24 protein-coding genes are annotated in these 23,166 nt (G+C 74.1%); 11 read left to right on the top strand and 13 right to left on the bottom strand.

Annotated features, from left to right (window positions below):
- The first annotated feature begins 588 nt into the window (after positions 1-588).
- The 5 genes from ACIP5K_RS18120 to ACIP5K_RS18100 all read left to right on the top strand — a co-directional run bounded on the left by ACIP5K_RS18120 (position 589) and on the right by ACIP5K_RS18100 (position 4,248).
- Entirely contained in the window at positions 589-1,677 is a 1,089-nt protein-coding gene (locus ACIP5K_RS18120; RefSeq protein ID WP_401410590.1) for a ferredoxin reductase, read from the top strand.
- A 59-nt stretch (positions 1,678-1,736) separates the two neighbouring features.
- The gene (locus tag ACIP5K_RS18115) at positions 1,737-2,795 is read left to right on the top strand and encodes a fatty acid desaturase family protein (RefSeq protein WP_401410588.1); all 1,059 of its coding nucleotides are present in this window, start codon (positions 1,737-1,739) and stop codon (positions 2,793-2,795) included.
- A 95-nt stretch (positions 2,796-2,890) separates the two neighbouring features.
- Complete coding sequence (locus ACIP5K_RS18110; protein ID WP_401410587.1) at positions 2,891-3,154, top strand: hypothetical protein; 264 nt, start codon at positions 2,891-2,893, stop codon at positions 3,152-3,154.
- A gap of 131 nt (positions 3,155-3,285) precedes the next feature.
- Positions 3,286-3,582, top strand: a complete 297-nt coding sequence (locus ACIP5K_RS18105) for a hypothetical protein (RefSeq protein WP_401410586.1) — start codon at positions 3,286-3,288, stop codon at positions 3,580-3,582.
- Between the two features lie 141 nt (positions 3,583-3,723).
- Positions 3,724-4,248: a DUF5994 family protein gene (locus ACIP5K_RS18100; protein WP_401410584.1), complete on the top strand. Its 525-nt coding sequence runs from the start codon at positions 3,724-3,726 to the stop codon at positions 4,246-4,248.
- 179 nt (positions 4,249-4,427) lie between these two features.
- Here ACIP5K_RS18100 and ACIP5K_RS18095 read toward each other — a convergent pair whose 3' ends face one another.
- Positions 4,428-4,877 carry a spore-associated protein gene (locus ACIP5K_RS18095; protein ID WP_401410583.1) on the bottom strand — a complete coding sequence of 150 codons (450 nt, stop codon included), beginning with the start codon at positions 4,875-4,877 and terminating at the stop codon, positions 4,428-4,430.
- Positions 4,878-5,132: 255 nt separating this feature from the next.
- Here ACIP5K_RS18095 and ACIP5K_RS18090 point away from each other — a divergent pair, with 255 nt between their 5' ends.
- Entirely contained in the window at positions 5,133-5,849 is a 717-nt protein-coding gene (locus ACIP5K_RS18090; protein ID WP_401410581.1) for an MIP family channel protein, read from the top strand.
- Positions 5,850-5,852: 3 nt separating this feature from the next.
- Here the strand turns inward: ACIP5K_RS18090 and ACIP5K_RS18085 are convergent, their stop codons facing one another.
- Complete coding sequence (locus tag ACIP5K_RS18085) at positions 5,853-6,500, bottom strand: TetR/AcrR family transcriptional regulator (protein ID WP_401410580.1); 648 nt, start codon at positions 6,498-6,500, stop codon at positions 5,853-5,855.
- Positions 6,501-6,607: 107 nt separating this feature from the next.
- Between ACIP5K_RS18085 and ACIP5K_RS18080 the strand changes: the two genes are divergently transcribed.
- Both ACIP5K_RS18080 and ACIP5K_RS18075 read left to right on the top strand, forming a co-directional pair.
- On the top strand, positions 6,608-7,342 hold the full coding sequence (locus ACIP5K_RS18080) for an SDR family NAD(P)-dependent oxidoreductase (RefSeq protein ID WP_401410579.1): 735 nt from the start codon (positions 6,608-6,610) through the stop codon (positions 7,340-7,342).
- Positions 7,343-7,360: 18 nt separating this feature from the next.
- Positions 7,361-8,050 (top strand): NADPH-dependent F420 reductase, encoded by a 690-nt coding sequence (locus ACIP5K_RS18075; protein WP_401410578.1) that lies wholly within the window; start codon positions 7,361-7,363, stop codon positions 8,048-8,050.
- Between the two features lie 238 nt (positions 8,051-8,288).
- Here the strand turns inward: ACIP5K_RS18075 and ACIP5K_RS18070 are convergent, their stop codons facing one another.
- The 8 genes from ACIP5K_RS18070 to modA form a co-directional block, all read right to left on the bottom strand.
- A complete protein-coding gene (locus ACIP5K_RS18070; RefSeq protein WP_401410576.1) occupies positions 8,289-9,200 on the bottom strand; it encodes a GAF domain-containing protein in 912 nt (303 codons plus the stop codon).
- A 415-nt stretch (positions 9,201-9,615) separates the two neighbouring features.
- Positions 9,616-10,365, bottom strand: coding sequence for a GAF domain-containing protein (locus tag ACIP5K_RS18065; protein ID WP_401410574.1), 750 nt, complete (start codon positions 10,363-10,365; stop codon positions 9,616-9,618).
- On the bottom strand, positions 10,362-11,144 hold the full coding sequence (locus ACIP5K_RS18060) for an ANTAR domain-containing protein (protein WP_401410572.1): 783 nt from the start codon (positions 11,142-11,144) through the stop codon (positions 10,362-10,364). The genes ACIP5K_RS18065 and ACIP5K_RS18060 overlap by 4 nt, the downstream gene beginning before the upstream one ends.
- A gap of 271 nt (positions 11,145-11,415) precedes the next feature.
- Entirely contained in the window at positions 11,416-12,114 is a 699-nt protein-coding gene (locus ACIP5K_RS18055; protein ID WP_401410571.1) for a DUF4232 domain-containing protein, read from the bottom strand.
- A 145-nt stretch (positions 12,115-12,259) separates the two neighbouring features.
- Positions 12,260-12,775 (bottom strand): 2'-5' RNA ligase family protein, encoded by a 516-nt coding sequence (locus ACIP5K_RS18050; RefSeq protein ID WP_401410569.1) that lies wholly within the window; start codon positions 12,773-12,775, stop codon positions 12,260-12,262.
- Between the two features lie 139 nt (positions 12,776-12,914).
- Positions 12,915-14,015, bottom strand: coding sequence for an ABC transporter ATP-binding protein (locus ACIP5K_RS18045; RefSeq protein ID WP_401410567.1), 1,101 nt, complete (start codon positions 14,013-14,015; stop codon positions 12,915-12,917).
- A complete protein-coding gene (locus ACIP5K_RS18040) occupies positions 14,012-14,884 on the bottom strand; it encodes an ABC transporter permease (protein WP_401410565.1) in 873 nt (290 codons plus the stop codon). The genes ACIP5K_RS18045 and ACIP5K_RS18040 overlap by 4 nt, the downstream gene beginning before the upstream one ends.
- On the bottom strand, positions 14,881-15,714 hold the full coding sequence (gene modA / locus ACIP5K_RS18035) for a molybdate ABC transporter substrate-binding protein (protein ID WP_401410828.1): 834 nt from the start codon (positions 15,712-15,714) through the stop codon (positions 14,881-14,883). Before modA ends, ACIP5K_RS18040 begins: the two co-directional genes overlap by 4 nt.
- A gap of 171 nt (positions 15,715-15,885) precedes the next feature.
- On the opposite strand from modA, the gene ACIP5K_RS18030 reads away from it, so the two are divergent.
- Positions 15,886-16,365: a molybdopterin-dependent oxidoreductase gene (locus ACIP5K_RS18030; protein ID WP_401410564.1), complete on the top strand. Its 480-nt coding sequence runs from the start codon at positions 15,886-15,888 to the stop codon at positions 16,363-16,365.
- 19 nt (positions 16,366-16,384) lie between these two features.
- Here ACIP5K_RS18030 and ACIP5K_RS18025 read toward each other — a convergent pair whose 3' ends face one another.
- Together ACIP5K_RS18025 and ACIP5K_RS18020 are read right to left on the bottom strand one after the other, a co-directional pair.
- Positions 16,385-19,135: a molybdopterin-dependent oxidoreductase gene (locus ACIP5K_RS18025; RefSeq protein ID WP_401410562.1), complete on the bottom strand. Its 2,751-nt coding sequence runs from the start codon at positions 19,133-19,135 to the stop codon at positions 16,385-16,387.
- Positions 19,132-19,971: an FAD binding domain-containing protein gene (locus tag ACIP5K_RS18020; RefSeq protein ID WP_401410560.1), complete on the bottom strand. Its 840-nt coding sequence runs from the start codon at positions 19,969-19,971 to the stop codon at positions 19,132-19,134. The genes ACIP5K_RS18025 and ACIP5K_RS18020 overlap by 4 nt, the downstream gene beginning before the upstream one ends.
- A gap of 213 nt (positions 19,972-20,184) precedes the next feature.
- Between ACIP5K_RS18020 and ACIP5K_RS18015 the strand changes: the two genes are divergently transcribed.
- Positions 20,185-21,780 (top strand): PucR family transcriptional regulator, encoded by a 1,596-nt coding sequence (locus ACIP5K_RS18015; protein ID WP_401410558.1) that lies wholly within the window; start codon positions 20,185-20,187, stop codon positions 21,778-21,780.
- 296 nt (positions 21,781-22,076) lie between these two features.
- Here the strand turns inward: ACIP5K_RS18015 and ACIP5K_RS18010 are convergent, their stop codons facing one another.
- Positions 22,077-22,472, bottom strand: a complete 396-nt coding sequence (locus ACIP5K_RS18010; RefSeq protein ID WP_401410556.1) for a molybdopterin-binding protein — start codon at positions 22,470-22,472, stop codon at positions 22,077-22,079.
- A gap of 108 nt (positions 22,473-22,580) precedes the next feature.
- On the opposite strand from ACIP5K_RS18010, the gene ACIP5K_RS18005 reads away from it, so the two are divergent.
- Entirely contained in the window at positions 22,581-23,063 is a 483-nt protein-coding gene (locus ACIP5K_RS18005) for a hypothetical protein (protein ID WP_401410554.1), read from the top strand.
- The last annotated feature ends 103 nt before the right edge of the window (positions 23,064-23,166 follow it).

Below are 23,166 nucleotides of genomic sequence, written 5' to 3'. Positions count from 1 at the left end.
CCGGCGGATGCCGGCGTGTGACGGCGAGCGCGGAGGCCGGGGACAGGGGTGTGCCCGGGTACGCCGCTCTCGCGTGAGCGCCTGTGGTCCCAAGCACTACGGCAGCACTGCGGTCCGCGCATTTCTCGCAGGGGTGGGGCGAACCGATCGCTGCTGAATCTGAAGGTGGGGCAAAGGTGGGGGGAGTGGGGGTGAAGGCGGAACAGGGATTCCCTACGCCGCCCGGGATCGCGGCCGCCTGCCCGGGGCTGGGGGCAGAAGGGATGGCGACAGGGACGCGGTCCGACTGCCGTCCGAGTGCGGCGCCTTCGTCCGTCAGTCTAGCCCCGCCGGGACGATCCCGCCGATGTCCGGTTGCGGCCAACCGGTGTTCGGTTCCGGCCATTTACCCCTCCCGTGGCCCGTCCCGTCCGTGCAGATCACCGCACCGCCCGGCCGCGCGGAGGCCGACACCGCAGTTGGGGCGTGGCGGGATGCGCCTCACCGTTCGGCGCCGGTGCGCACCCTCGTGGTTACGTTGTCCCCGCCGGGCCCGGGACGACTCGACGTACGCGACCTGTCGTGCTGCCCTCTGAGAGGAACCCGTGCATGCCCGCGCTATCGGCCCTCACGAACAGGCTGATGACCGTCGCCTCCTGGCTGACCAGCCCGCACGCCCCGGACGACTACCTCTCCCTGATCGACCCGCTGCTCGGCGCCCGCCATCCGGCGTGCCGGGTCACGGCGGTGCGCGCGGAGACCGCGGACGCCACCACGCTCACGCTGCGGCCCGGCCGGGGCTGGGCCGGGCACCGGCCCGGGCAGTATCTGCCCGTCGGCGTCGAGGCGGACGGGGCGTGGCAGTGGCGGACCTACTCCTTGACCTCGGTGCCGCAGCGCCCGGACGGGCTCCTGACGATCACCGTCAAGGCGGCCCCCGGCGGCGCCGTGTCACCGCGGCTCGCCCACCGGACCGCGCCGGGAACGCTCCTCCGGATCGGCCCGGCACAGGGCGGGTTCGTCCTCCCGGAGCGTCCCCCGCCGCGCATCCTCATGGTCACCGCGGGCAGCGGGATCACCCCGGTCATGGGCATGGTGCGCGCGCTGGCGCGCCGTCCGCCGCCGCACCCCGCCGTGACGCTGGTGCACAGCGCGCCCACGGCCCGCGCCAGCATCTTCGGCTCCGAACTGAAAGCCATGCAGGCCGAGTTGAGCTGGCTGGACTATCGCGAGCACCACTCGCGGCGGCTCGGCCGGCTCACGCCCGAGGGGCTCACGCGGCTCTGCCCCGACTGGCGGGAGCGGGAGACCTGGGCCTGCGGGCCGACCGCCCTGCTCGACGCCGTGGAGCGTCACTGGCGCGCGGCGGGGCTCGCCGGGCGGCTCCACGTGGAACGCTTCCGGCTCGCTCCCGTCCCGCCGCGGACCGCCCAAGGCGCCGCGGGGAACCGGGTGTTGTTCACCCGCACCGGCGCCGAGGCCACTGCGGACCCGGCCGTCCCGCTCCTCGTCGTGGGCGAGTCGGCGGGGGTGCCGATGCGGTACGGCTGCCGGCGCGGCATCTGCTTCGGGTGCCTCACCCCCGTGACGCACGGCCGGGTACGCGATCTGCGCACCGGTGAAGTGATCGACCGGCAGGGCGAGTTGATCCAGACCTGCGTCGTCGCCGCCGCCGGACCCCTGACCCTCGACGCCTAGTCACCCGACCTCGACGCCCAGTCACCCGACCTCGACGCCCAGTCACCCGAGGAGTACCCGTGACCACGACCCCGCTCGTGCCCGCCGACCCCGTCAGCGAGGAGTTCGGTGCGCAACTGGACCGGATCCGCGCCGAGATCATCGCCGCGCGCGGCGCCGAGGACGCCCGCTACATCCGCACGGTCGTCGCCGCCCAGCGCGGTCTGGAGGCGGGCGGCCGGCTCGCCCTCGGCGTCTCGCTCTTCCCGCCCGCCTGGGCGGCGGGCACCGCCCTGCTCTCGCTCGCCAAGATCCTGGAGAACATGGAGCTGGGCCACAACATCCTGCACGGCCAGTGGGACTGGATGGGCGACCCGGCCATCCACTCGGCCACCTGGGAGTGGGACTTCCCGACCCCCGCCGAGGCGTGGAAGCACACCCACAACCACCTGCACCACACCTGGACGAACGTCGTCGACCTCGACCGGGACCTCGGGTACGTGGTCTTCCGGATGAGCGCCGACCAGCGATGGCTCCCGCGCCACGCCGTCCAACCGCTCTACAACCTCGTCCTCGCGCCGCTCTTCGAGTGGGGCATCGCGCTCTACGACCTGGAGCCCGACGCCGTCGTCGCGGGCCGCAAGCCGTGGCGTTCCCTCGTCACCGACCTGACCACCCTCGCCGCCAAGGCCACCCGGCAGCTCGCCAAGGACTACGTGCTCTTCCCGCTGCTCGCGGGGCCGTCCGCGCTGCCCTGCCTGCTCGGCAACGCCACCGCCAACACCGTGCGCAACCTCTGGTCGCACACCATCATCTTCTGCGGCCACTTCCCCGGCGACGTGCGCACCTTCACCGAGGAGTCCGTCGAGGGGGAGACACGCGGCGAGTGGTACCTGCGGCAGGTCCAGGGTTCGGCCAACATCGAGGGCAGCCGGCTCTTCCACGTGCTCAGCGGGAACCTGGGCCACCAGATCGAGCACCACGCCTTCCCCGACCTGCCCAGCAACCGCTACGCCGAGATCGCCCCGCGCGTGCGGGAACTCTGCGAGAAGTACGGCATTCCGTACGTCACCGGCCCGCTGTGGCGGCAGTACGGCTCCACCTGGGGCCGCATCCTGCGCTTCGCGCTGCCGCGCTGAACCGCGGGCACCCCGCTCCGGCGGAGGAGTACTTTGGACGCAGAGGCCCCAGCCCCCGGCAGCGCCGACTCCGTTCCGCTTCGAGGGGGCCCGCCGTGTTCGTGCTCGCGCTCATTCTCCTTGTGATCCTCTTCGGGCTCGGGTTCGTCAACCCCCTGTGGTGGCTGGCCGGGGCGGTGCTGCTCTTCGGCGTCGTCCGCGGTCGGGCCCGCCTCGACGGCCGGGGCGGCGAGACCGACTCCGACTACGCCCGGTACCGCGACGACCGGGTGCGCCGGGAGCGCTGGGACCGCCGCTACCGCCGCCAGAACAGGGACCGGTGGACGCGCGAGGACCGCAGGGACGAGGACCGCTCGTGACCGCCTCCCGGGCGCGGCCCCCGGAGTATGGTGGAGACGTCGAGGGCACGTCGTACGCCGGTGGTCGAACCGGCCTCGTCCCCGTCGCAGAACAGATACGGACCCCTCAGGTCCGGGCCAGGTTCCGCCCTGTGAGACCCGAACGCACACCTCCCCCGCCCCGTTCCGAGGACGCGCACGACCTGGACGGGGAGCAGGTGGAGGTCCGTCTGGTCTCCGCGTCCCCCGAAGCGGCCCGACGCGTCGCGGACGCCCTCCGGCTGATGTTCACCGGCGACGAGCAGCGCAGCTACCCGGCGGGCCCGTCGGGCACCGGCACGCGGCTGCACCTCACCGTGGACGCCGCGCGCGCCGCGGGCCCGCTCAGCTCCTGGCTGGACTCCAGCAGCACCTCCGCCGACCGCGCCCACCCCGACGAGACCGGCTGAACGCGCGCCGGGCCGTCCGGTCCGGCACCCGGCCGGGGCCCGATCAGCCGCGCCGGCCGTCCCGGAGCCTTCCGCTCCGCCCGCCACGCCCGGACCCCGAGTGGCCGCACCCGAGTCGCCCGCACCCGCCCAGGAGCTCGCATGACCGTCGCCCCGCCGCCTCCACCCCCGCTCTCCGCGTCGCCGCTCGCGCCGCCGTCCGCCGTCCGGCTGCGCCTGATGCCCCGGGCCGCGCAGGGCCACATGCCCCAGCGCATCGACGGCGCCTGGTGGCCCCGGTCGGCCGACCTGGCCGCCGAACTGCCCGGGCTGCTCGCCGCACTGCCGCCCGCGTGGGGGCAGGTCACCAGCGTCCTCGTCGACGAGGACGTGTGGACCCCGTTCCCGGCCCGGCTGGTCGTGGCCGGGCAGGTCGTGCGGCTGCGCCGGACGACCACCCAACGGGCTCCGTCCACGGTCTGTCTGCTGGCGCCCGGCCACGGCCGCTGGGACCTCCTCGTGGTGCCGTCCGCCGCCACCGACGCGCAGGCCGGGCAGCTGATGCGGGGTGCGGCCGCCGCCGCGAACGACGGCGACGGCGACGGCGAGGGTGACATCGGCTACGACCACGGCGGCGACGGCAACGCCCGTACGGACGGTGCGGAGTTGGGGGACGCGGTCCGCTGACGCCCCGGGACGCCCTCCGCCGGGGCGCCCCCCAGGCGGACGCGCGCGGACAGCGCGACGCGGGCCCCGCGCACGAATGGCGTGCGCGGGGCCCGCGACGGTGCGGGTGTGACGGGCGGGACGCGGCCGTACGGAGATGACGGGACGCGTCCGTGCCGGTCAGGTCAGGTCAGGTCAGGTCAGCGGACCGTGGTGACCCGGTGCTCGCGCAGCGCGGCGCAGTTGGAGCCGTACACGCTGACGTACACGTTCTTGATGCTGCCGCCCCAGTCGACGCAGTGCGCCTTGCCGTAGACGGAGGTCGGGCCGGCGTACGAGGTGTAGGTGCCGTAGTCGGAGTCGCCCTGGTCGGTGTCGGCCACGTACTCCCACGCCGACATGTCCACGGCGGTGCCGGGGCTCTTGCGGATGGTGGCCACACAGTTGCGGCCGTTGGTGGCGTTGTAGGTCAGGTAGACGGTGCCGAGCGAGCCCACCGCCGCCGAGTTGACCGTCTTGTAACTGCTGCCGCACACCTTCTGCGGCGTGGTGTTCGGTGCCGCGGACGCCGGTGACGCCAGGACGGCGGTCGACCCGGCCGTCAGTGCCGCCACCGCTGCCAGAGACAACATAGATCGCGAAAGTCGCATATCTCCCCCTTGTGGTCTTTCTTGGCTTTTGGCTGTGCTAGGTATGACACGTCGGATCAGCGAACGGTTGTCATGGCATCACCGATATGGCTGATACCCGTACATCTGGCTGAAACTGTCAGGGTCCGTGCCCGAGGGGGCCCCGGGGCGGCGCCCCTCGGCAGGCTCGACATGAGAGATCGCCCGCTTGGCCGCACCATGGGTTCAGAAAGGTGTCAAACCAGCCCAAAAAGCCGCTGGGAGGCTGATGTGGTCATGGAGCGATCCGAGCAACGCGCTGTCGTCGCCGAGTTCCTCGGCACCCTTCTGCTGGTGTTCTTCGCCGTCGGCTCGGCCGTCATCGGCCTGAAGTTCATGGGCACCCTGGGGGTGGCCCTCGCCTTCGGGTTCACCCTGCTCGCCCTCGCCTACGCCATCGGGCCGATCTCGGGCTGTCACGTCAATCCGGCGGTGACGCTGGCGATGCTCGCGGCCGGGCGGATCAAGGTGCGGCGGGCGGTGCTGTACTGGGTGGCCCAGTTCGCGGGCGCGATCGCCGGTGCGGCGCTGCTGTACTGGCTCGTCCAGTCGATCCCGGGGCTGGAGACCAGCGGGGCCTTCGGCTCGAACGGCTACGGCAGCCGCTCCGACGTGGGCCTGTCCGGGGGAGGCGCGTTCCTCGCCGAGACCGTGCTCACCTTCCTCCTCGCGTACGTCGTCCTCGCCGTGACCAGCAGGGTCGCGGTGGTCGGGTTCGACGGCCTGCCGATCGGTCTCGCGCTCGGCGTCATCCACATCGTCGGCATCCCGCTGACCGGCACCTCGGTCAATCCGGCGCGCTCGCTCGGCCCGGCGCTCTTCGCGGGCGGCCAGGCCCTGTCGCAGCTGTGGCTGTTCCTCGTGGCGCCGCTGGTCGGCGGGCTGATCGCGGCCCTCGTCATCCGCCTCACGCACCCGGCGGACGAGCCGCGCGTGACGGCCGACGTGGCCTGAGGGTCAGGCGCCCGCGGTCTCTGCCTGCCCGGCCTGCGCGGTTCCGGCCGTCCGGTCCGGGGCCGCCGCGGGGAGGGCGTTGTCGATGAGGACGGCCGCGATGGCGGCCGCGGTGGGGTAGGACTCGGCGTTGAGCACGCGGGTGCGGGCCGAGGCGCCGTCGAGCAGCAGCGCCAGCTGTTCGCCGAGCTGTTCGGGGTCGGCGGCGCCGGCCTCACGGGCCGTCGCGGTGAGCCGGGCCGCGACCGCGAGCTTGTACTCGCGCGCGTACTGGGACGCGGGGTGCAGGGGGTCGTGGATCTCGACGGACGCCGCGATGTAGGGGCACAGCGGGGTGAGCTCCTCCGGGCCGGACGCGGGGACCTCGAAGGCCGCGAGGAGCCGCTCGCGGGGCGTCAGGTCGGTGCGGTCGAACACCCCGGCCATGACGTCCGGGTCGAATCGGCGCAGGTATGCGGCGACCAGGTCGTCCTTGCCGGCGAAGTGCTGGTACGCCGTGCGCTTCGAGACCTGGGCCACCTCGCAGAGCTGGTCCATGCCGGTGCGGTTGATGCCCTGGGCCCGGAACAGCTGCTGTGACGCGCCGAGGATGCGCTCGCGCGCCCCCCGGCCCCGGCGCCGGCCCTGAGGTCCCTTCTCCAGCTTCGTCATGACTCCATCGTAACTCCGCTCGGTACCGATCGGTGTACTTAGCTTGCGCCGCCTGCGGTCTCTCGCCTACGTTTAAGTACACCGAGCGGTTCACTTAAGGAGTTGTCGTGGGAAAGCTAGAGGGCAAGGTCGCGGTGATCACGGGCGCGTCGACCGGCTTGGCACTGGCCGGCGCGAAGCTGTTCGTCGAGGAAGGGGCGCACGTCTTCATCACGGGCCGGCGGCAGGAGGCACTGGACGAGGCCGTCGAGGTGATCGGCCGGAACGTGACCGCCGTGCGGGGGGACGCGGCCGACCTGGCGGACCTGGACCGGCTGTTCGAGACGGTCAGGCGGGAGAAGGGCTCGATCGACGTGCTGTGGGCGAGCGCCGGCATGGGGGAGCAGGGGATGCTCGGTGAGATCACCGAGGAGCAGTTCGAGCGCACGTTCTCGCTGAACGCACGCGGCACGCTGTTCACGGTCCAGAAGGCGCTGCCGCTGTTCAACGACGGCGGCTCGATCTTCATGACCGGGTCGAACGCCTCGCTCAAGGGCTTCCCCGGCTGGAGCGTGTACGCGGGGAGCAAGGCCGTGCAGCAGGCCTGGGCCAGGGTGTGGCTGAACGAGCTGCGGGACCGGCGGATCCGGGTGAACGTGCTGACTCCCGGCCAGGTCGCCACGGCCAAGCAGGAGGAACTGTTCGACGAGGAGACGAAGCGGCAGTTCGAGGCCCTGATCCCACGCGGTGAGATGGCCCGTCCCGAGGAGCTCGCGTCGGTCGCGCTGTTCCTCGCCTCGGACGACTCCAGCTATGTGAACGGCCTCGAACTGACCGCCGACGGCGGCACCGCGGCGATCTGAGGAAAGAGAGCACACCCCATGAACAGCGACAGCGACAGCAGCAACAGCAACAGCAACAGCAACAGCAACAGCAACAGCAACAAAATCAGTGTCAGCATCATCGGCACGGGGAACATGGCCCGCACCCTCGGCGCGCGGGCCCTGGCGGGCGGCAACGCCGTGGAGGTCATGGGACGCGATCGCGCCAGGTCCGCCGCCTTGGCCGAGGCCCTCGGCGGTGGCGCGACGGCGGGGGAGTGGGGCGCCGTTCCGGCCGGGGACATCGTGGTCGTGGCCCTGCTGGCCGACGCGGTCGTGCCGGCCGTCGCCCATTACGGGGACGCCCTCGCGGGCAAGGTCCTCGTCGACATCAGCAATCCCTTCAACCCCACGGCCGACGGGCTGGCCCACGACGGGGTCACCTCGATCGCGCAGCGGGCCGCCGAGGCGGCTCCGGCGGGCGCCCGTGTGGTGAAGGGGTTCAACACGGTCTTCCGGCACGTCCTGGAGGACGGGCGGCCCGACATCTTCATCGCCGGGGACGACGCACGGGCCAAAGCGGAGGTGGAGGCGTTCGTGACGAGCCTCGGGATGCGTCCGCTGGACGTCGGCGGCCTGGGGATGGCGCACTGGCTGGAGGGAGCGGGCGTGCTCACGATGGGGCTGGCCCGGCACGGGGTGGGCGGCTGGGACTTCTCCCTGGGCGTCACCGAACTCCCCGGGACCTGAGCCGTCGCCGTGACGCCGACGCGGTCTCGCGACATCGGCGCCACGGTCGGGGCGGCCCCAGCCGTGGAGGGGAGCTCGTCGCGGCCGGAGGCGCCCATCTCCGGGTGCCCCTGGTGACCGGCTCGACCGCTTTCGCCCTGCGCACTTCTTCTACGCCACTGCCGGTGGGGCCGGTGGGGCCGGTGGGGCCGGTGACGCTGGTAGCGCCGGGACGGTGCGGCGTGCGCGATGCCGGGCGTCACCGCCCCGGCGTCACCGGCGTCGCGGGTGTCACTGGCGTCACGGGTGTCACTGGCGTCGCGGGCGTCACCGAGGACACCGGCGTCGTGGGTGCCACCCGAGCCGCCGTCGTGGCCGGGAGGTCCTCCGGCGTGACCGTGACGGTGACGGTAGGGGTGGGGGTGGCGGTGGCGGCCGGTGCCGGGATGCACGCGGTGTCGAAGGTGCCCGCGACGATCGCCTCGGCCACGTCGGACAGGCGCAGCCGGTGGGCGCGGACGTAGGCCCGCAGCACGGCGAACGACTCCTCGCCCGAGGTGTTCCAGCGCTCCGCCAGCATCCCCTTGACCTGTTCGACCGCGACGCGGCTGGTCAGGGCCCCGGTCAGCTGCCGGGTGCGGTCCCGCGACCTCTTCAGGACGCGCTGCTGGTGGATCGCGATGGCCACCAGGTCGGCGAGGCCCCGGGCGACGGCGGTGTCCTCGTCGCCGAGCGGGCGGGGCGTGGTCTGGAACAGGGTGAGGGCGCCGACGGTGTGCTCCCGCAGGCACAGCGGGATGGCGTGCACCCGCACGTACCCCGTGGCGCGGGCCCGCGCGGCGAACTGCGGCCAGCCGAGCGTCCCCGCGGGCCGGGCCAGGTCGACGTCGGTGCGGCCGGCGCCGGAGCGGCAGCACTCGGTGCACGGCCCCTGCTTGCGCAGCAGCGCGAAGAGCCCGAGCAGATGGGCGTGGGCGTCCGAGGCGACGACCGTCCGGGGGGTCCCTCCCTCGTCCAGGAGCATGATCCCCGCGGCCTGCACATGGAGCAGGTCCACACAGTGCGCCGTGAGCCGTCGCGCGAGGTCGACGACCTCGGTGTCGTCGACCAGCGGACCGGCCATGTCCACGCAGATCTCGGCCAGGTGCCGCTCGCGGGCCGTGGCGTTCATCTCTCTCCGTCCGGGGCCGGTGGGTCGCGTGCCCATCGTCCCGGATTCCGCGGCCGATGCGCGCGGTGCCGCAGGGACAACTTCCGGGGTTCCGGGAAATGGCCGGATCGGGAGGGGAGTTGATGTGTTGATCGGGTCACGCCGGGTACGTATCGGTCCTCACGTGCCCCATGACCCTGGGTGCGGCTTCGAGACAGCCGGACCCGCGACGCCGACACCCGCGGTTCCGGCTCCTCGTCCTCCCAGGCAGTCAGCACCGGGGCACTCCCGCGTCCCGGAGTCGCAGAGGACGAGGCCGACGAGAAGACGCCGTAGGGGAGCGCGTTTTCTCGTCGGGGCAGCCCCTGGCGACGTTCCTCGGATTTCCGTCAGGGGCTGTCCCGCGGCGACGTCGGGACCGTCCCCGTCACCACCGTCACGCGGTGTCGGCGGGGAACGGGATCGCCGTGGTGTCGAACGTGCCGTCGATGATGCGCCGGGCGAGGTCCGACAGGCGCAGCCGGTGGGCCTGGGCGTAGGAGTGGAACGCGGCGAACGCCTCGTCCACCGAGGTGTTCCAGCGCTCGGCCAGCACCCCCTTGACCTGCTCCACCAGGACCCGGCTGGTGAGCGCCGTGTTGAGCTGCGCGTTCTCGACGTGGGCCTGCTCCAGCGTGCGCTGCTGGAGGATCGTGACCGTGGCCACGTCGGCGAGCGCCTGCGCCAGGGCGATGTCGTCGTCGTCGAGCCGGTGCTCGCTCACCTGGAAGAGGTTCAGGGCGCCGACCACCCGGTCGCGCAGGCGCAGCGGGACGGCGTGCGTCGCCACGAAACCGGAGGCGAGCGCCTCGGGGGTGAACCGCGGCCAGGCGGCGGCCGCCTCGGGGTGCCGCAGGTCGATGTTGGTCCGGATCCGGCCACCGCGGAAGCAGTCCACGCACGGCCCCTGGTCGTGCTGCCGCGCGAACAGTTCGAGCAGCCGTGTGTTCTCGTCGGAGGCGGCGATGACCTGGAGTTCGCCGCGGGCGTCGGCCAGGAGGATGCCGGCGGCCGACACGTCCAGGAGTTCCACGCAGCGCGTCGACAGCCGCTGGAGCAGATCCAGTACGTCGTAGTCGTCGATGAGCGAGTCCGCGATCTCGACGAACACCTCGGCGAGCCGCTGTTCCCGGGCCATATTGATCATCCCTCTCCACCGTCGGGCGAACGAGGCCCGCTCTCATCGTCGTCGAAGTCGCCGTCAAAAGAGTCGCCGAACCGCAATCGCCGTGCGACGACATCCTCCGCCACGTCGCCCAGAGCGCGTTCGCTGCCGTACGCGTAGGCGCGCAGCCGGACGAGGGCGTTCGCCAGCGAGGTCCCGAGCTGGACGCTGACCATGCCGGTCGCCTGGTGCACCACGGCCCGGTGCAGTCCCTCCGCGGGCCACGGCCGGTCGCCGTCGCTCCCGTCGTCGCCGGGATCCTCTCCCGGGGCGCGCGGCTCGCCGAGGAGCGTGGTGATCAGGGCCGCCGTGAGGATGTCCACGTCGGTGAGCTGCTGCCGGTCGAGGGTGCCCTTGCCGTCGCACAGCACGGTCAGCAGGCCGAGTTGGACGCCGCCCAGGGCGAGGGGGAAGCAGCACACGCCGAGCACGCCGAGCTGTTGTGCGGCGGGCAGCAGCGCGGGCCACCGGTCGGGACGGACGCGCAGGAGATCCGGCTCCAGCACGGGGACCCCGGCGCGCAGCGCGTCGGGGCCCGGACCCTCGCCGAGGGTGAACTGGAGTTCGTCGAACCGGGCGGCCAGGTCGGGGAAGGACCACAGCGGCTCGGGCGTCCGGGCACCGCCGGCGTCCGGCGGCAGGGGGAACGCCGACACGACGACGCCGGGCACACCCAGCAGAAGGGCCCCGGCCAGTGCGGGATCGCCGCCACTGCCGGGGCGCAGCGCGCGCAGGACTGCGGCCATACCGTCGCTGGTCACCGAGCTCCGTCCCGCCGCGTCCGCGGCCTGACCGGACAGGGCGCCGACCGGTACGCGTCGTACCTTACGCGGCCCCGACCCGATCGGGGGTGGGGTGAGGTGCGCAGAGCCTCTGTTGCGCGGAGCGGTGTGCGCGGAGAGGGCCGGGTCCGGGGCGGCCGCGTGCCGAGCCTACTCGGACGGGTGCGTCCGCGGGCGGCGCCGCGGGTCGGGGCCCGCGCACGGCCGCGCCCCGCACACCGGGCGCACCGGCCCGCGCGACGGGGCGGCGTCAGTGGGTGGTGTGCGTGGGGTAGACCTGCACGTCGGTGTAGGCGCCCTTGATGTCCCCGGCGCCCGCGGGCCAGTCCAGGGTGACCGTGTGGGTCTCGTTCGGGGGCGTCACCAGGATGTCGGTCGGCGACGAGAGGCTGTCGCCGCTGCCGTCGATCGTGTAGGCGAGGTCGAAGACGGCGGCGTCGCCGGGCTTCAGGGTGGTGATGCGCGGCTGGGCGGGGCCGCGCCCGATCGGGTTCGAGGTGTGGTCGGCGTCCTTGATGTCGACACCGGCGAAGCCGGTCGCCGAGCAGGTCGTCGAGCCGCGGTTGACCATCGTGATGTCGATGCGGCCGGAGTTCTTGTCGGGTGCGGCGTCCACGGCGTCGATGGCCAGGTCCGCGGTCCTGCAGAACGCGATCCTGCTGCTGGTCCGCGTCGCGCCCTTCGCGGCGGTCCCGATCCCGGCGCCCTGGCCCGACGCCGACCCCGACCCGTCGGACGACGTCGCGTCACTGCCCGACGACGACGAGCCCGTCGACCGGTCCGTCCGGTCCGTCGACGTGGCCGAGCCCTTCGACGAGGAGGAGGCGGACGACGAGGAGCCCTTGGCCGCCGACGCGTCCGTCCCGGAGCCGTCGCCGCCACAGGCGGTGAGGGAGAGGGCGGCGGCGAGGCTGACGGCGGCGAGAGCGGTGATGCGGGTGGACTTCACGGTGTTCCCCCAGGTGCGGTGCGGTGATGTGCTGTCGGTGCGGTCGAGATATTTGTATCCCGCACGGAGTCACAGGCGGTCGTCCACGAGGTCTGTGTTCTGTCACAGGGAGATCGACTTCCGTAACAGCGCCCGCACCCCTTCCTCACGGCACGAGCGGAAGCTCCGTCAGTTCCCGCCAGCCCGCGGGCGTCAGGGCGACCACGTGCAGCGCCGTCACCTCGGCGTCGATCGGCAGCAGCGCGCCCGCGCGGTCGGCGACGGCCGCCGCGGTGTCCGGGCCTGCGCCCAGCGCCACCGTCAGGTGCACCGGCGGGTTCGCGCCGAACCGGCCGCCGTACGGCACGTGGTCCGGGTAGACGGCCCGCACGGCCGTGGCCGCGGCCTCCAGCTCGGGCACCGCGACCGCCACGAAACCGTCGTGCCGCTCGACCTCGGCCAGCCGCAGCCGGACCGGGCCGGGCGGCAACGCGGCACGCAGCCGGTCCAGTTCGCGCTCGTCGATCCGGTCGGCGGGCAGCCACGGGTAGAGCAGCGCGGCGTGCGCCGGCACCCCGGGCCGCACCACCCGGGGGTCCACCTCGGCGGCCAGCGACAGCAGGGGTCGCGCCTGCGGAATCAGGGCCAGTACGGCCGTCGTTCCCCACCGGGGCATCGTCATCCCTCTGTCCGTGTGCGGGTGCGGGTGCGGGCATGGTCGTCGTGCGGTGCTCGCGGCGGGTTCAGTGTGCCGGACCTGCCCGCGGCCGGGTGCGGGCAGCAGGCGGCGGTGGTCGCCCGTGGGTTTCCCGGGTCGCCCGTCAGGCCGGATAGGCGTGGGTCTGCGCCGCCTTCACCGCCGCCCAGACCTCCGCGCCCGGGTGCAGGCCGAGTTCGGCGGCGGCCACGGTCGTCAGGGTCGCCGCGAGGGGGAGGTCACCGGTGAGATCGGCGCGGATCTGGTCGCCGTGGGTCTCCAGGCCGGCGACCTCGCAGCGCCAGAGGTTACGGGCGCTGGTGCCGTCGGGGCGGTCGCGGTACAGGGTCACGGCGCTCGGCGGGAACGTCACGAAGGCCGGTCCCGTCAGCTCCTCGGTCGTGGTGATCTCGGGGCCCGCGGCCAGGCGTACGGTGTGGCCCGCGGCCTCGCCCTGGTACAGGTTGAGGCCGATGAGATGGGCGATGTAGTCGGTCCGCGGATGCCGGGCGATGTGGCCCGGCGTGCCCTCCTGCACGACCCGGCCGTCCTCGATGACGACCAGCCGGTCGGCGAGGACCATCGCGTCGAGCGGATCGTGCGTGACGAGGACCGCCACCGCCTCGAAGTCGGCCAGATGGCGCCGGAGCTGGGCGCGGACCTCCAGCCGGGTCCGGGCGTCGAGCGCGGCCAGCGGCTCGTCGAGGAGCAGCAGCCGGGGACGGGTGGCCAGGGCGCGGGCGAGGGCGACGCGCTGGGCCTGACCGCCGGAGAGCCGGCGTGGCCTGGCGCCCGCGTGCCCGGCCAGGCCCATGCGCTCCAGCCACCGGGCGGCCTGCGCCCGGGCGTCGGCCTTGGACGCGCCGTGGCAGCGCGGGCCGAAGGCGACGTTGTCCAGCGCCGACAGATGGGGGAAGAGCAGGTAGTCCTGGAAGACGACACCGACCGGGCGGCGCTCGGGCGGCACCCGCTCCAGCTCCGCGCCGTCCAGCCGGAAGTGACCGTCGCTCAGCGGGACCAGCCCGGCCAGCGCGCGCAGCGCCGTCGTCTTCCCGGCGCCGTTGGGCCCGAGCAGCGCGACGACGTCGCCGGGGGCGGCCGTCAGGGTGACGTCCAGCCGGAAGGCGGGCCGCTCGACGACGAGCCGCGCGTCGAGCCCGGCGCCGGAGGGGGCCGGCTCCTTCCGCCCGCCCGGGGCCTGGACGTTCGTGCCGGGATCGGTCATGAGGCGGTCATCCAACGGTCGCGGAGCCCCGCCAGGACGGCGACCGAGACGGCCAGCAGGACGAGGCTCAGGGCGATCGCCGCCTCCGGATCGCTCTGGAGGGCGAGATAGACGGCGAGGGGCATGGTCTGGGTACGGCCGGGGAAGTTCCCGGCGAAGGTGATCGTCGCGCCGAACTCGCCGAGCGCCCGCGCCCAGGCGAGCACCGCCCCCGCCGCGATACCCGGCGCGATCAGCGGCAGCGTGACCCGGCGGAACGCGGTGAACCGGGAGGCGCCCAGCGTCGTGGCCGCCTCCTCGAACCGCGGATCGGCCGCGCGCAGCGTGCCCTCGACGCTGATCACCAGGAACGGCATGGCGACGAACGCCTCGGCCACCACGACCCCGGCCGTCGTGAAGGGCAGGGTGACGCCGAACCAGGCGTCCAGCCACTGTCCGACCACTCCGTTGCGGCCGAGGGCGGACAGCAGGGCGACACCGCCGACCACCGGCGGCAGCACCAGCGGCAGCGTCACCAGGGCCCGTACGACACCGCGGCCGGGGAAGTCGACGCGGGCCAGCAGCCAGGCCAGCGGCACGCCGATCAGCAGGCTGACGAGCGTCGCGGCGGTCGCGCACAGCAGCGACAGGCGCAGCGCCTGCCACACCGACGCGCTGGTCAGCTGGCCGGGCAGATCGGACCACGAGGTCCGCACGAGCAGGGCGAGCAGCGGCAGGACCAGGAACGCCAGGCCGATCAGCGCGGGCACCAGCAGCGGCAGCGGCGCACCGCGCAGGCTCCGGGCGGGCGTGCGCCCGGGACCGCGGCGGCGCCGCGGCCCACCCGTGCGGGGGGAGGCCGCGGCGCCGGGCTCGTCCCGCGAGGTCACGGCTTGAGGAACCCGGCCGAGGTCAGGACCTTCTGGCCCTCGGCGGACCGCACCAGGGCGATGAACGCCTTGGCGGCGGCGCTGTTCTTCGACGCCTTGAGCGGCGCGATCGGGTAGTCGTTGATGGCCTGGGCCGACTCGGGGAAGTCCACGCCCTCCACCTTGTCACCCGCGGCCTTCACGTCGGTCTTGTACACGACCGCCGCGTCAGCCTCCTTCAGCTCCACCTTCGTCAGCGCGGCCTTGACGTCCTGCTCGTAGGAGACCGGAGTGAGCTTGAGGCTGCTGGCGGTGAGGGCCTTGTCGGCGGCGGCGCCGCACGGCACCTCCTTCGCGCACAGCACGACCTTCAGGTCCTTGCCGGTCAGGTCCTTCAGGGAGGCGACCTTGTCGGGGTTACCCGGCAGGGTGGCGATCTCCAGCTGGTTGCGCACGAACGTCGCGGGGGTGCCCGCGGCGTCGCCCTTGTCCGTCACGATCTTCATCGTCTTGGGGCTCGCGGCGGCGAACACGTCCGCCGGGGCGCCGCCCGTGATGCTCGCGGCCAGCGAGTCGCTGCCGCCGAAGCTGAAGGTCACCTTGGTGCCGGGGTGCTCCTTCTCGAACTGCTTGCCCAGCGTCGTGAAGCTCTCCTGGAGCGAGGCCGCGGCGAACACGGTGACCGTGCCGGACAGCTTGTCCGAGGACGCCTTCGACGAGGACGACGGCGCGTCGGACGCGGAGTCGTCGGACGAGGAGCACGCGCTCACCGCCAGCAGCACGGCGGCGCTCGCCCCGGTCACCTGCGCGATCCGGGTGGCGCGGCGGGTCCGGCGCACGGAGGGGGTCATCACGGATGTACTCCTGTTCGAATGAGTGCTCTTACGCTGAGCATACTGCCGCAAATACGAGGGGTAAGTGCATAGTTGAATCGCATGAGCCAGACTGGATGATTCGACAGATGGTATATGCGTTTGTCCAGATGGCCCGGCCGGGTACGGTCCCTCGGGAGGTGGTGGCCCGTGAGCGGAAACCGCGCAGCTGCCCGTACGACCGCCGCCGTGGCGGAAGTGGTCCTCGCCGGTGATCTCGCCCGGCCGTCCCGGCTGACCGTCGCCGATCTGCTGGGCTGGCCCCAGCACCGGGCGACGGTCGCCTTCGAGTGCGCCACCAGCGGCGTCCAGCACCACCGCTTCACCGGCCCGCTCCTGCACGACGTGCTCACCGCCGCCGGACCCGGCTTCGACCCGGTCAGGCGCAAGGACCGGCTGCGCTTCCTCATCGCCGTGACCGGCACGGACGGCCACCACAGCCTCCTGTCCTGGGCCGAGATAGACCCCGACTTCGGGCGGGCCCCGGTCCTGCTCGCCGCCACCGTCGACGGCGCCCCGCTCGACCGGGCGGGACCGCAGCTGGTGCTGCCGCAGGACCGCTGCGGCGCCCGCTACGTCAGCGGGATCACCGGCATCCGGGTGGACGGCGGCTACCGCTCCTGGCCGTGAGCGCGGTCCGTCGGCGCTCCTACGAGGCACCGGGCACCCCGTGCTCCGCCAGCGCCCGCCACACCCGGTCCCGGGTCAGCGGCACCTCCGTGAACCGGATGCCGGTCGCGTCGCGCAGCGCGTTGGCGAAGGCGGGCGCCACCGGGTTGAAGGGGCTCTCGCTCATCGACTTGGCGCCGAGCGGGCCGATCGCGTCCGTGGTCCCGATGAAGTGGACCTCGGTGCGCGGCACGTCGGCGTACTGGGGGAGCCGGTAGCGGCGGAAGGCGGCCGTGTCGACGGCGCCCCGCCCGTCGATCCGCACGTCCTCGAAGAGCGTGGCGCCCAGCGCCTGCGCGACCCCGCCCTCGATCTGCCCGCGGCACTGCATCGGGTTCATCACCTGCCCGGCGTCGGCCGCGTGCACGCTGCGCAGGATCCGCATCTCGCCGGTGCCCGGGTCGACGGCGATCTTGAACCACTGGGCGTTGAAGGCGACCGAGCGCGGGGTGCCGCCGAAGTGGCCGTCGGCCGTGCACTCCACCCCGACGGCGCGCGCGGCCGCGTACAGCTCCTTGAGGAGGAGGCGGCCGCCCGGGTGCAGGACGGCCTCCTCCGCGAGCCGGCATTCGGCGCGCGGCACCCGCAGCCGGGCCGCGGCGAAGTCGAGGAGCAGGTCCGCGAGGGCGCGCGCGGCGCGCAGCGTGGCCTTGCCGGCGACGACGGTCCCGGTGGAGGCGAACGCCCCGGTGTCGTGGCGCACCACGTCCGTGTCGGACTGCCGGACGGCGATCCGGTCCACGGTGGTGCCCAGCTCACCGGCCGCGATCTGCCGGTGCACGGTCGTCGTGCCGTTGCCGAACTCGGCCGTGCCGACCGCCAGGTCGAAGGAGCCGTCCGGCAGCAGCGAGGCGGCGGCGTCCGCGAGGTGCCCGCCCGGCGGACCGGTCGCGATCATCGCGAGGGCCGCACCCTCGCCGACCAGCCAGCCCGGCGGGGCGGTGACGTCCGCGGACCCGGCGCGGGCCCGGCGCACGATGTCGACGCAGCTGTCGAGACCGTAGCTGGCGATGTGCAGGTCCTCCTCGTGGCCGCCGGGCGTGATCATCGGCTCGTCCGCGCCGATGACGTTGCGCGCCCTGAACTCCAGCGGATCCAGGTCCAGGCGCCGGGCCAGCTCGTCGAAGGCCGACTCGACGGCGAACATCACCTGGCCCAGGCCGTAGCCGCGGAAGGCGCCGGCCGGGACGGTGTGCGTATAGACGGAGTACGCGTCGACCTTCTTGTTCGGGGAGCGGTAGACGGCCATCGACTCGCCGACGCTGTGGAACATCACGGCCGGGCCGTGGTTGCCGTACGCGCCCGTGTTGGACACCACCCGCAGTCGAAGCGCGGTGAGCGTGCCGTCGCGGCGCGCGCCCGCCTTCACGCCGATGGTGAAGGGGTGCCGGGTCGTGGCGCCGAAGAACTGCTCGGCGCGCGTGTACTCCAGCTTCACCGGGCGGCGCAGCCGGAGCACGGCGAGCGCCACTATGTCCTCGACGAGCATCTCCTGCTTGCCGCCGAAGCCGCCGCCGACCCGGCCCGCGACCACCCGCACCGCGTCCCGCGGCAGGTCGTACAGGTCGCACAGCGCGCGGCGGGTCAGGAACGGGGTCTGCGAGCTGGTCCGCACGGTCAGCCGGCCGTCGTCGTCGAACCACGCGACCGCGCCGTGCGTCTCCAGGCTGGCGTGCTGGACGCGCTGGGTGCGGAAGGTCGCCTCGTAGACGGCGCCGCCGTCCGCGACGGCCGCGGCGAACCCGGCCTCGACGTCGCCGGTCTCGCCGTGCGCCTCCCCGACCACGTTGGCCCGGGGCCGGGAGATGCGGGCGGTGGCCGCGTCCTTGTCGTGCACCACCGGGGCGCCCGGCCGCATCGCCTCCTCCGGGTCGAGCACGGCCGGCAGCACCTCGTACGTCACCTCGACGCGTCGGCAGCCCTCCTCGGCCGCCGCCTCGCTGTCCGCGACGACCGCGGCGACCCGCTGGCCGATGTGGCGCACCGTGTCGTCGAGGACGCGCGTGTCGGCGGGGTCCTCCTCGGGGTGCTCGTGTCGGGCGGTGGAGAAGTGCCGCTCGGGCGCGTCGTGGTGGGTGAGGACCAGGTGGACGCCGGGGACGCGCAGGGCGGCCGCGGTGTCGATCGCGGTGATCCGCGCGTGGGCGTGCGGGGAGCGCAGCAGCTTCATGTGCAGCAGCCCGGGACCGGCGGAGAAGTCCAGGTCGAAGGTGTAGCGGGCGGTGCCGGTGACGACCTGCGGGCCGGCCGGGGCGGGCAGGTTGCGGCCCACGGCCTCGCCCGCGGCCGGCTCCTCGACGTGCTTGACCCCGCGCACGGCGTCCTCGATCGCCCGGTAGCCGGTGCAGCGGCACAGGTTCCCCTTGAACGCCCGGGGCAGGTCCGTGAGCTGCTCCTCGTCCAGGGCGGCCGTCGTCATCAGGAAACCGGCGGTGCAGAAACCGCACTGGAAGCCCTGCGCGTCGAGGAATTTGCGCTGCACGGGATGGAGTTCGCCGTCCGGCGCGGCCAGGCCCTCGACCGTGGTGACCGTGCGGCCGTCGGCGCGGAAGGCCGGATAGAGACAGCTGTGCACCGGCTCGCCGTCGACATGGACGGTGCACGCGCCGCAGTCGCCCGCGTCGCAGCCCTTCTTGACGCCGAACCAGCCGCGCTCGCGCAGATAGGTGCGCAGACACTGTCCCGGACGCGGGTCCTCCGCGTGCGCACGTCCGTTGACCTCGACCCTCATCGTGCCCCCTCGTCGGATCCGGTGGATTCCCCCAGCTCGCGGCGGATCTCCTCCGCGTACCGGTACGTCATGTGGCGCCGCCACTCGGGCAGCCCGTGGAGGTCGTCGAACCACTCCCCGTCCGCGACCGCCGCCCCGATCGCCGCGCGCAGCGTGCCGGCGGACGGCGGCAGCGGGAACCACAGCCGCACCGGCCGGACGGTGGACGCCGTGACCGTCACGGCGAGGGAGCCGTCGCACGGGTCGAGCGCGCCGACGACCAGCACGCCGGAGCGGCCGAGCCCGTACAGCGACGCCTGCCGGAACGCCGTACGGCACCCCAGGCTCCGCGCGGGCAGGGTCACCGAGCGCAGCAGCTCGCCCTCGGCGCGGACCGTGCGCCCGGCGCCGGTGACGAAGTCGGCGACCCGCACCCGGCGGCGTGCGCCGTCCTGGGACAGCAGCAGGCACTCGCCGTCCAGCGCGGCCGTCAGCGAGATCATCGGGCCCGCCGGGAGGCCGTTGCAGAGATTGCCGCCGACCGTGGCCATGTTCCAGATCTTGAACGAGGCGAGGAAGGCCCGGCAGCACCGCTCGAACAGCGGGGCCGCGGGCTCGGCCGACTCCTTGGCGAATCGGGACAGTTGGGCGATGGTGCAGGTGGCGGCGATCTCCAGGGAGCCGTCCGGATGCCGCTCGACCGGGGTCCAGCCGGTGCGGCTGAGGTCCACCAGGCGCCGCAGGCCGGGCTGCGGCTCGGAGAACAGATACGTGCCGCCGCCCAGCCAGGCGTCGCCGGGCCGCCAGGGCGCGGGCACCCGCCCGTCCCGGATCTCCGCCACCGTGTTCAGGTCCATGGGCGTCAGTGAAGCAATCCGCGCGGGGCCCGCACGACTGGTGCGCCACACGGAATCGGCCCGCTCCCGAGCCCGCCTTTTGGTGAATCGGCCAAGGGGCGTTTTCCTCGTTTCGCCTGGCACTTACTATGCGAACACTCGCATTCACCTGGTGATTGCGAGATGCCGGGTGGTCGATCCCGCGCCCGGCGCCCGTACGAGGAGCCGGAACACATGCACGTCGAAAACCTCCTGGGGGACCAGGATCTGGGCCTGCGCACGCTGTGGGCCGAGGGCCCTCCGCTGCGGCGGGAGATCAGCGGGGTCACGGTCACCGACCTGGAGGATCCGGCCCGGTTCGTCCGGTCCGGCGAGGCCGTGCTCAGCGGCCTCGTCTGGTGGAGCCCGCGGGACGGCGAGCACAAGGCGGACCGGTTCGTCCGTGCGCTGCGGGCCGCCGACGCCGCCGTCCTGCTGGCCGGCGAGGAGACCCACGGCACGGTCCCCGACGCGCTGATCGAGGCGTGCGTGCGGCACCGGCTGCCGCTGGCGGGGGTGCCGCCGCACGTGATGTTCCGGTCCGTCACCGAGAGCGTCTACCTCCAGCAGTGGGGGGAGCTGAGCCGCCGGAACGCGCTGCCCGGGCAGTTGCGCGACCGGCTCGGCCGGCTCCTCGCCCAGGGCGCCGGACCGGACGCCGTCCTCGACGCCGCCTTCGCCCCGCCGCGCATGGGCGTCCTCGCCCGGGTGGTGACGGGGGCCGGGCGGGTGGTCGCGGGGGCGCCGTGGCCGACGGAACCGCCCGCCGGCGGGGCGGGGGCGGTCGTGGCGATCGAGGCGGACGGCCCCTCGCCGTACGAGCGCTGGGAGCTGTGGCTGTCCGACGCCGAGGCCGCGCCGCCGCAGCTGCTGCACGAGGTGGCGGCCGTCCTCGCGCGCTGCCAGGAGGCGCTCGCCCGGCGCCGGGCCGCCGACCGGCGCGCCGCGGACGAACTGGGCGCGCTGCTCGCCGGATCCGGCGCGGGCCGGGACGCCGACACCGGGGGTACGCACGCCGGGGGTACGCACCTCGGGGGCGCGGATGTCGGGGGCGCGGATGTCGGGGGCGCGGATGTCGGGGGCGCGGACGTCGGGGGCGCGGACGTCGGGCGGGCGCTGCGGGCCTGCGGGCTCCCGGCCGACGGGCCCTACCGGGTGCTCGTCGCCGCCGCGGGCGCCCGGCGGGCCGGAGCGGCGGAAGGGGCGCTGGCGGAGACCGTGGCCTGGGCGGACGCCGGGCCCGCGGCCGTCGGACGGCTCCCCGACGGCACCGCCTTCGCCGTCGTCGCCGGTCCCCTCCCCGCCGAAGCGTTCGCCGGGGCGTGGGCGCGCGTCAGCGTCAGCGTGCCCGACGGGGCGCTGTCCGGCGGAACCGGGACCCCGGCCGCCGGGCCGCACCACCTGCCCGGGGCGCTGGCCGAGGCCCGCTACGCCCTGGGCTGCGCGAGCGGCGCCGCCCCCGGCGCCGCGTCCCTCGTCGACGCCGCCGCGCTCGGCGATCTCGGCGCCCTCCTGGCCGGGGTGCCGGCCTCGGTGCGGGCCGCCTACAGCAGGACCGTGCTGGGCCCGCTCTTCGACGCGCGGACCGCGTCGGCCGCCGCCCTGCTGGAGACCCTGCGGGCCTTCCTCACCCGCGACGGCTCCTGGGCCCGCACCGCCGAGGCGCTCCATCTGCACGTCAACACCGTGCACTACCGGGTCCGCCGCATCGAGCACTTCACCGGCCGCGACCTGTCCCGGCTCTCGGACCGGCTCGACCTGTGGACGGCTCTGATGTGCCGGGAGGAGTAGGGCTGGGAGGGCTGGGAGGGCTGGGAGGGGCAGGAGGGGTGACGGGCGTCCGGGACCGAGCCGGGGATTCGGGCCCGGTCCGGGCCGGTGGGGCGGCCGTTCGGGCCCGGTCCGCGCCGGTGGAGCGGCTGTTCAGGTCCGGTCCGCGCCGGTGGGGTGGCCGTTCGGGCCCGGTCTTCCACGGTGGGGCGGCTGTTCGGGCTCGGTCCGTGCCGGTGGGGCGGCTGTTCGGGTCCGGTCCCTCCTCCACGGCCGGGCGGGCGCTCAGGCCCGGTCCGTGGTGTCGGGGCTGTCGTTCAGACCCGGTCGATGTGGACGTTGGTCGACTTCACCCGGGCGGTGGCCTCCACGCCGACCTCCAGCGCCAGTTCCTCGACCGCCTCGCGGGTCAGCAGCGACACCAGCCGGTGCGGGCCCGCCTGGATCTCGACCTGGGCCGCCACGTCGCCGAGCTTGATCGCGGTCACGATGCCGGGGAAGGCGTTGCGGACCGACGTGTACGAGGTGTCCTCCTCGCCGGGCCCGCTCTTGGCGAGTTCGACGGAGAACGCCGCCAGGTCCTTGCCGTCGATGAGCCGCTTGCCGCTCTCGTCCCGATGGGTCGTCACCCGGCCCGCGTCGGCCCATCGGCGGGCGGTGTCCGGGCTCACGCCGAGCAGCCGCGCTGCCTGGCCGATCGTGTATGACTGCATGCGCGCCAACCTATCCGGGATCACCGCATCCGCCCGCCCGCGGCCCCTGCCGCGCCCCGCCCGTCCTCACGCGCACTTTATGTAGCCGGTCGATTACTCTCGGCCGCGATGAAGATCCTGTCGGTGCGCCGTGGCGACCGCCCCGGAGCGTGGTCCGGGGCCGCCCTCGTCGTGCTCCTCGCCGCGCTGCTGCATCTGCTGGCCTGCGCCCACGGCCCCGCCCCGGCCGGGGTGCCGCGCGCCGACACCATCGCCGCGACCGGTCACGCCGCGGGTTCCGCCGCCGCCCGGACCGGCCCCGCCCTCACCCCCGGCCCCACCACGGTGGCCCACGCCACCACCGCACCCCCCATGGACGGTGACCGCGACGGTGACGGGCGGTGCCGGGGGATGGACGAGCCCACCGCGCAGCCGCCGCGCGACCGCACCGGCGCCGCGATCCCGCGCGACGCGCAGAGCGCCGAGCCGCACCTCGCCGGCCTCGCCCCCGCGCCCCCGCCCGTACGGGCCGCCGGGGCGCCCGGGCCGCCGGTGTGCCCGCCTCCCTCTCCCCGGCAGGGCCGGGCCCGCCTGGGCGTGTGGCGGACCTGATCGGGCCCGCCCCGGAGCGGACGCGCGAGCCGTACCGACGGCCACCCGCGACCGCCCCAGGGCACCGCCCGACCTCCGTCCGCACCACACCGGCCGGCCGGCC

This window comes from Streptomyces sp. NPDC088785 (assembly GCF_044750685.1).
In the GTDB taxonomy this organism is placed as follows: domain Bacteria; phylum Actinomycetota; class Actinomycetes; order Streptomycetales; family Streptomycetaceae; genus Streptomyces.
Note: the sequence above shows the minus strand (reverse complement) of the source record. Positions and strands in the feature narration are given on the sequence as shown.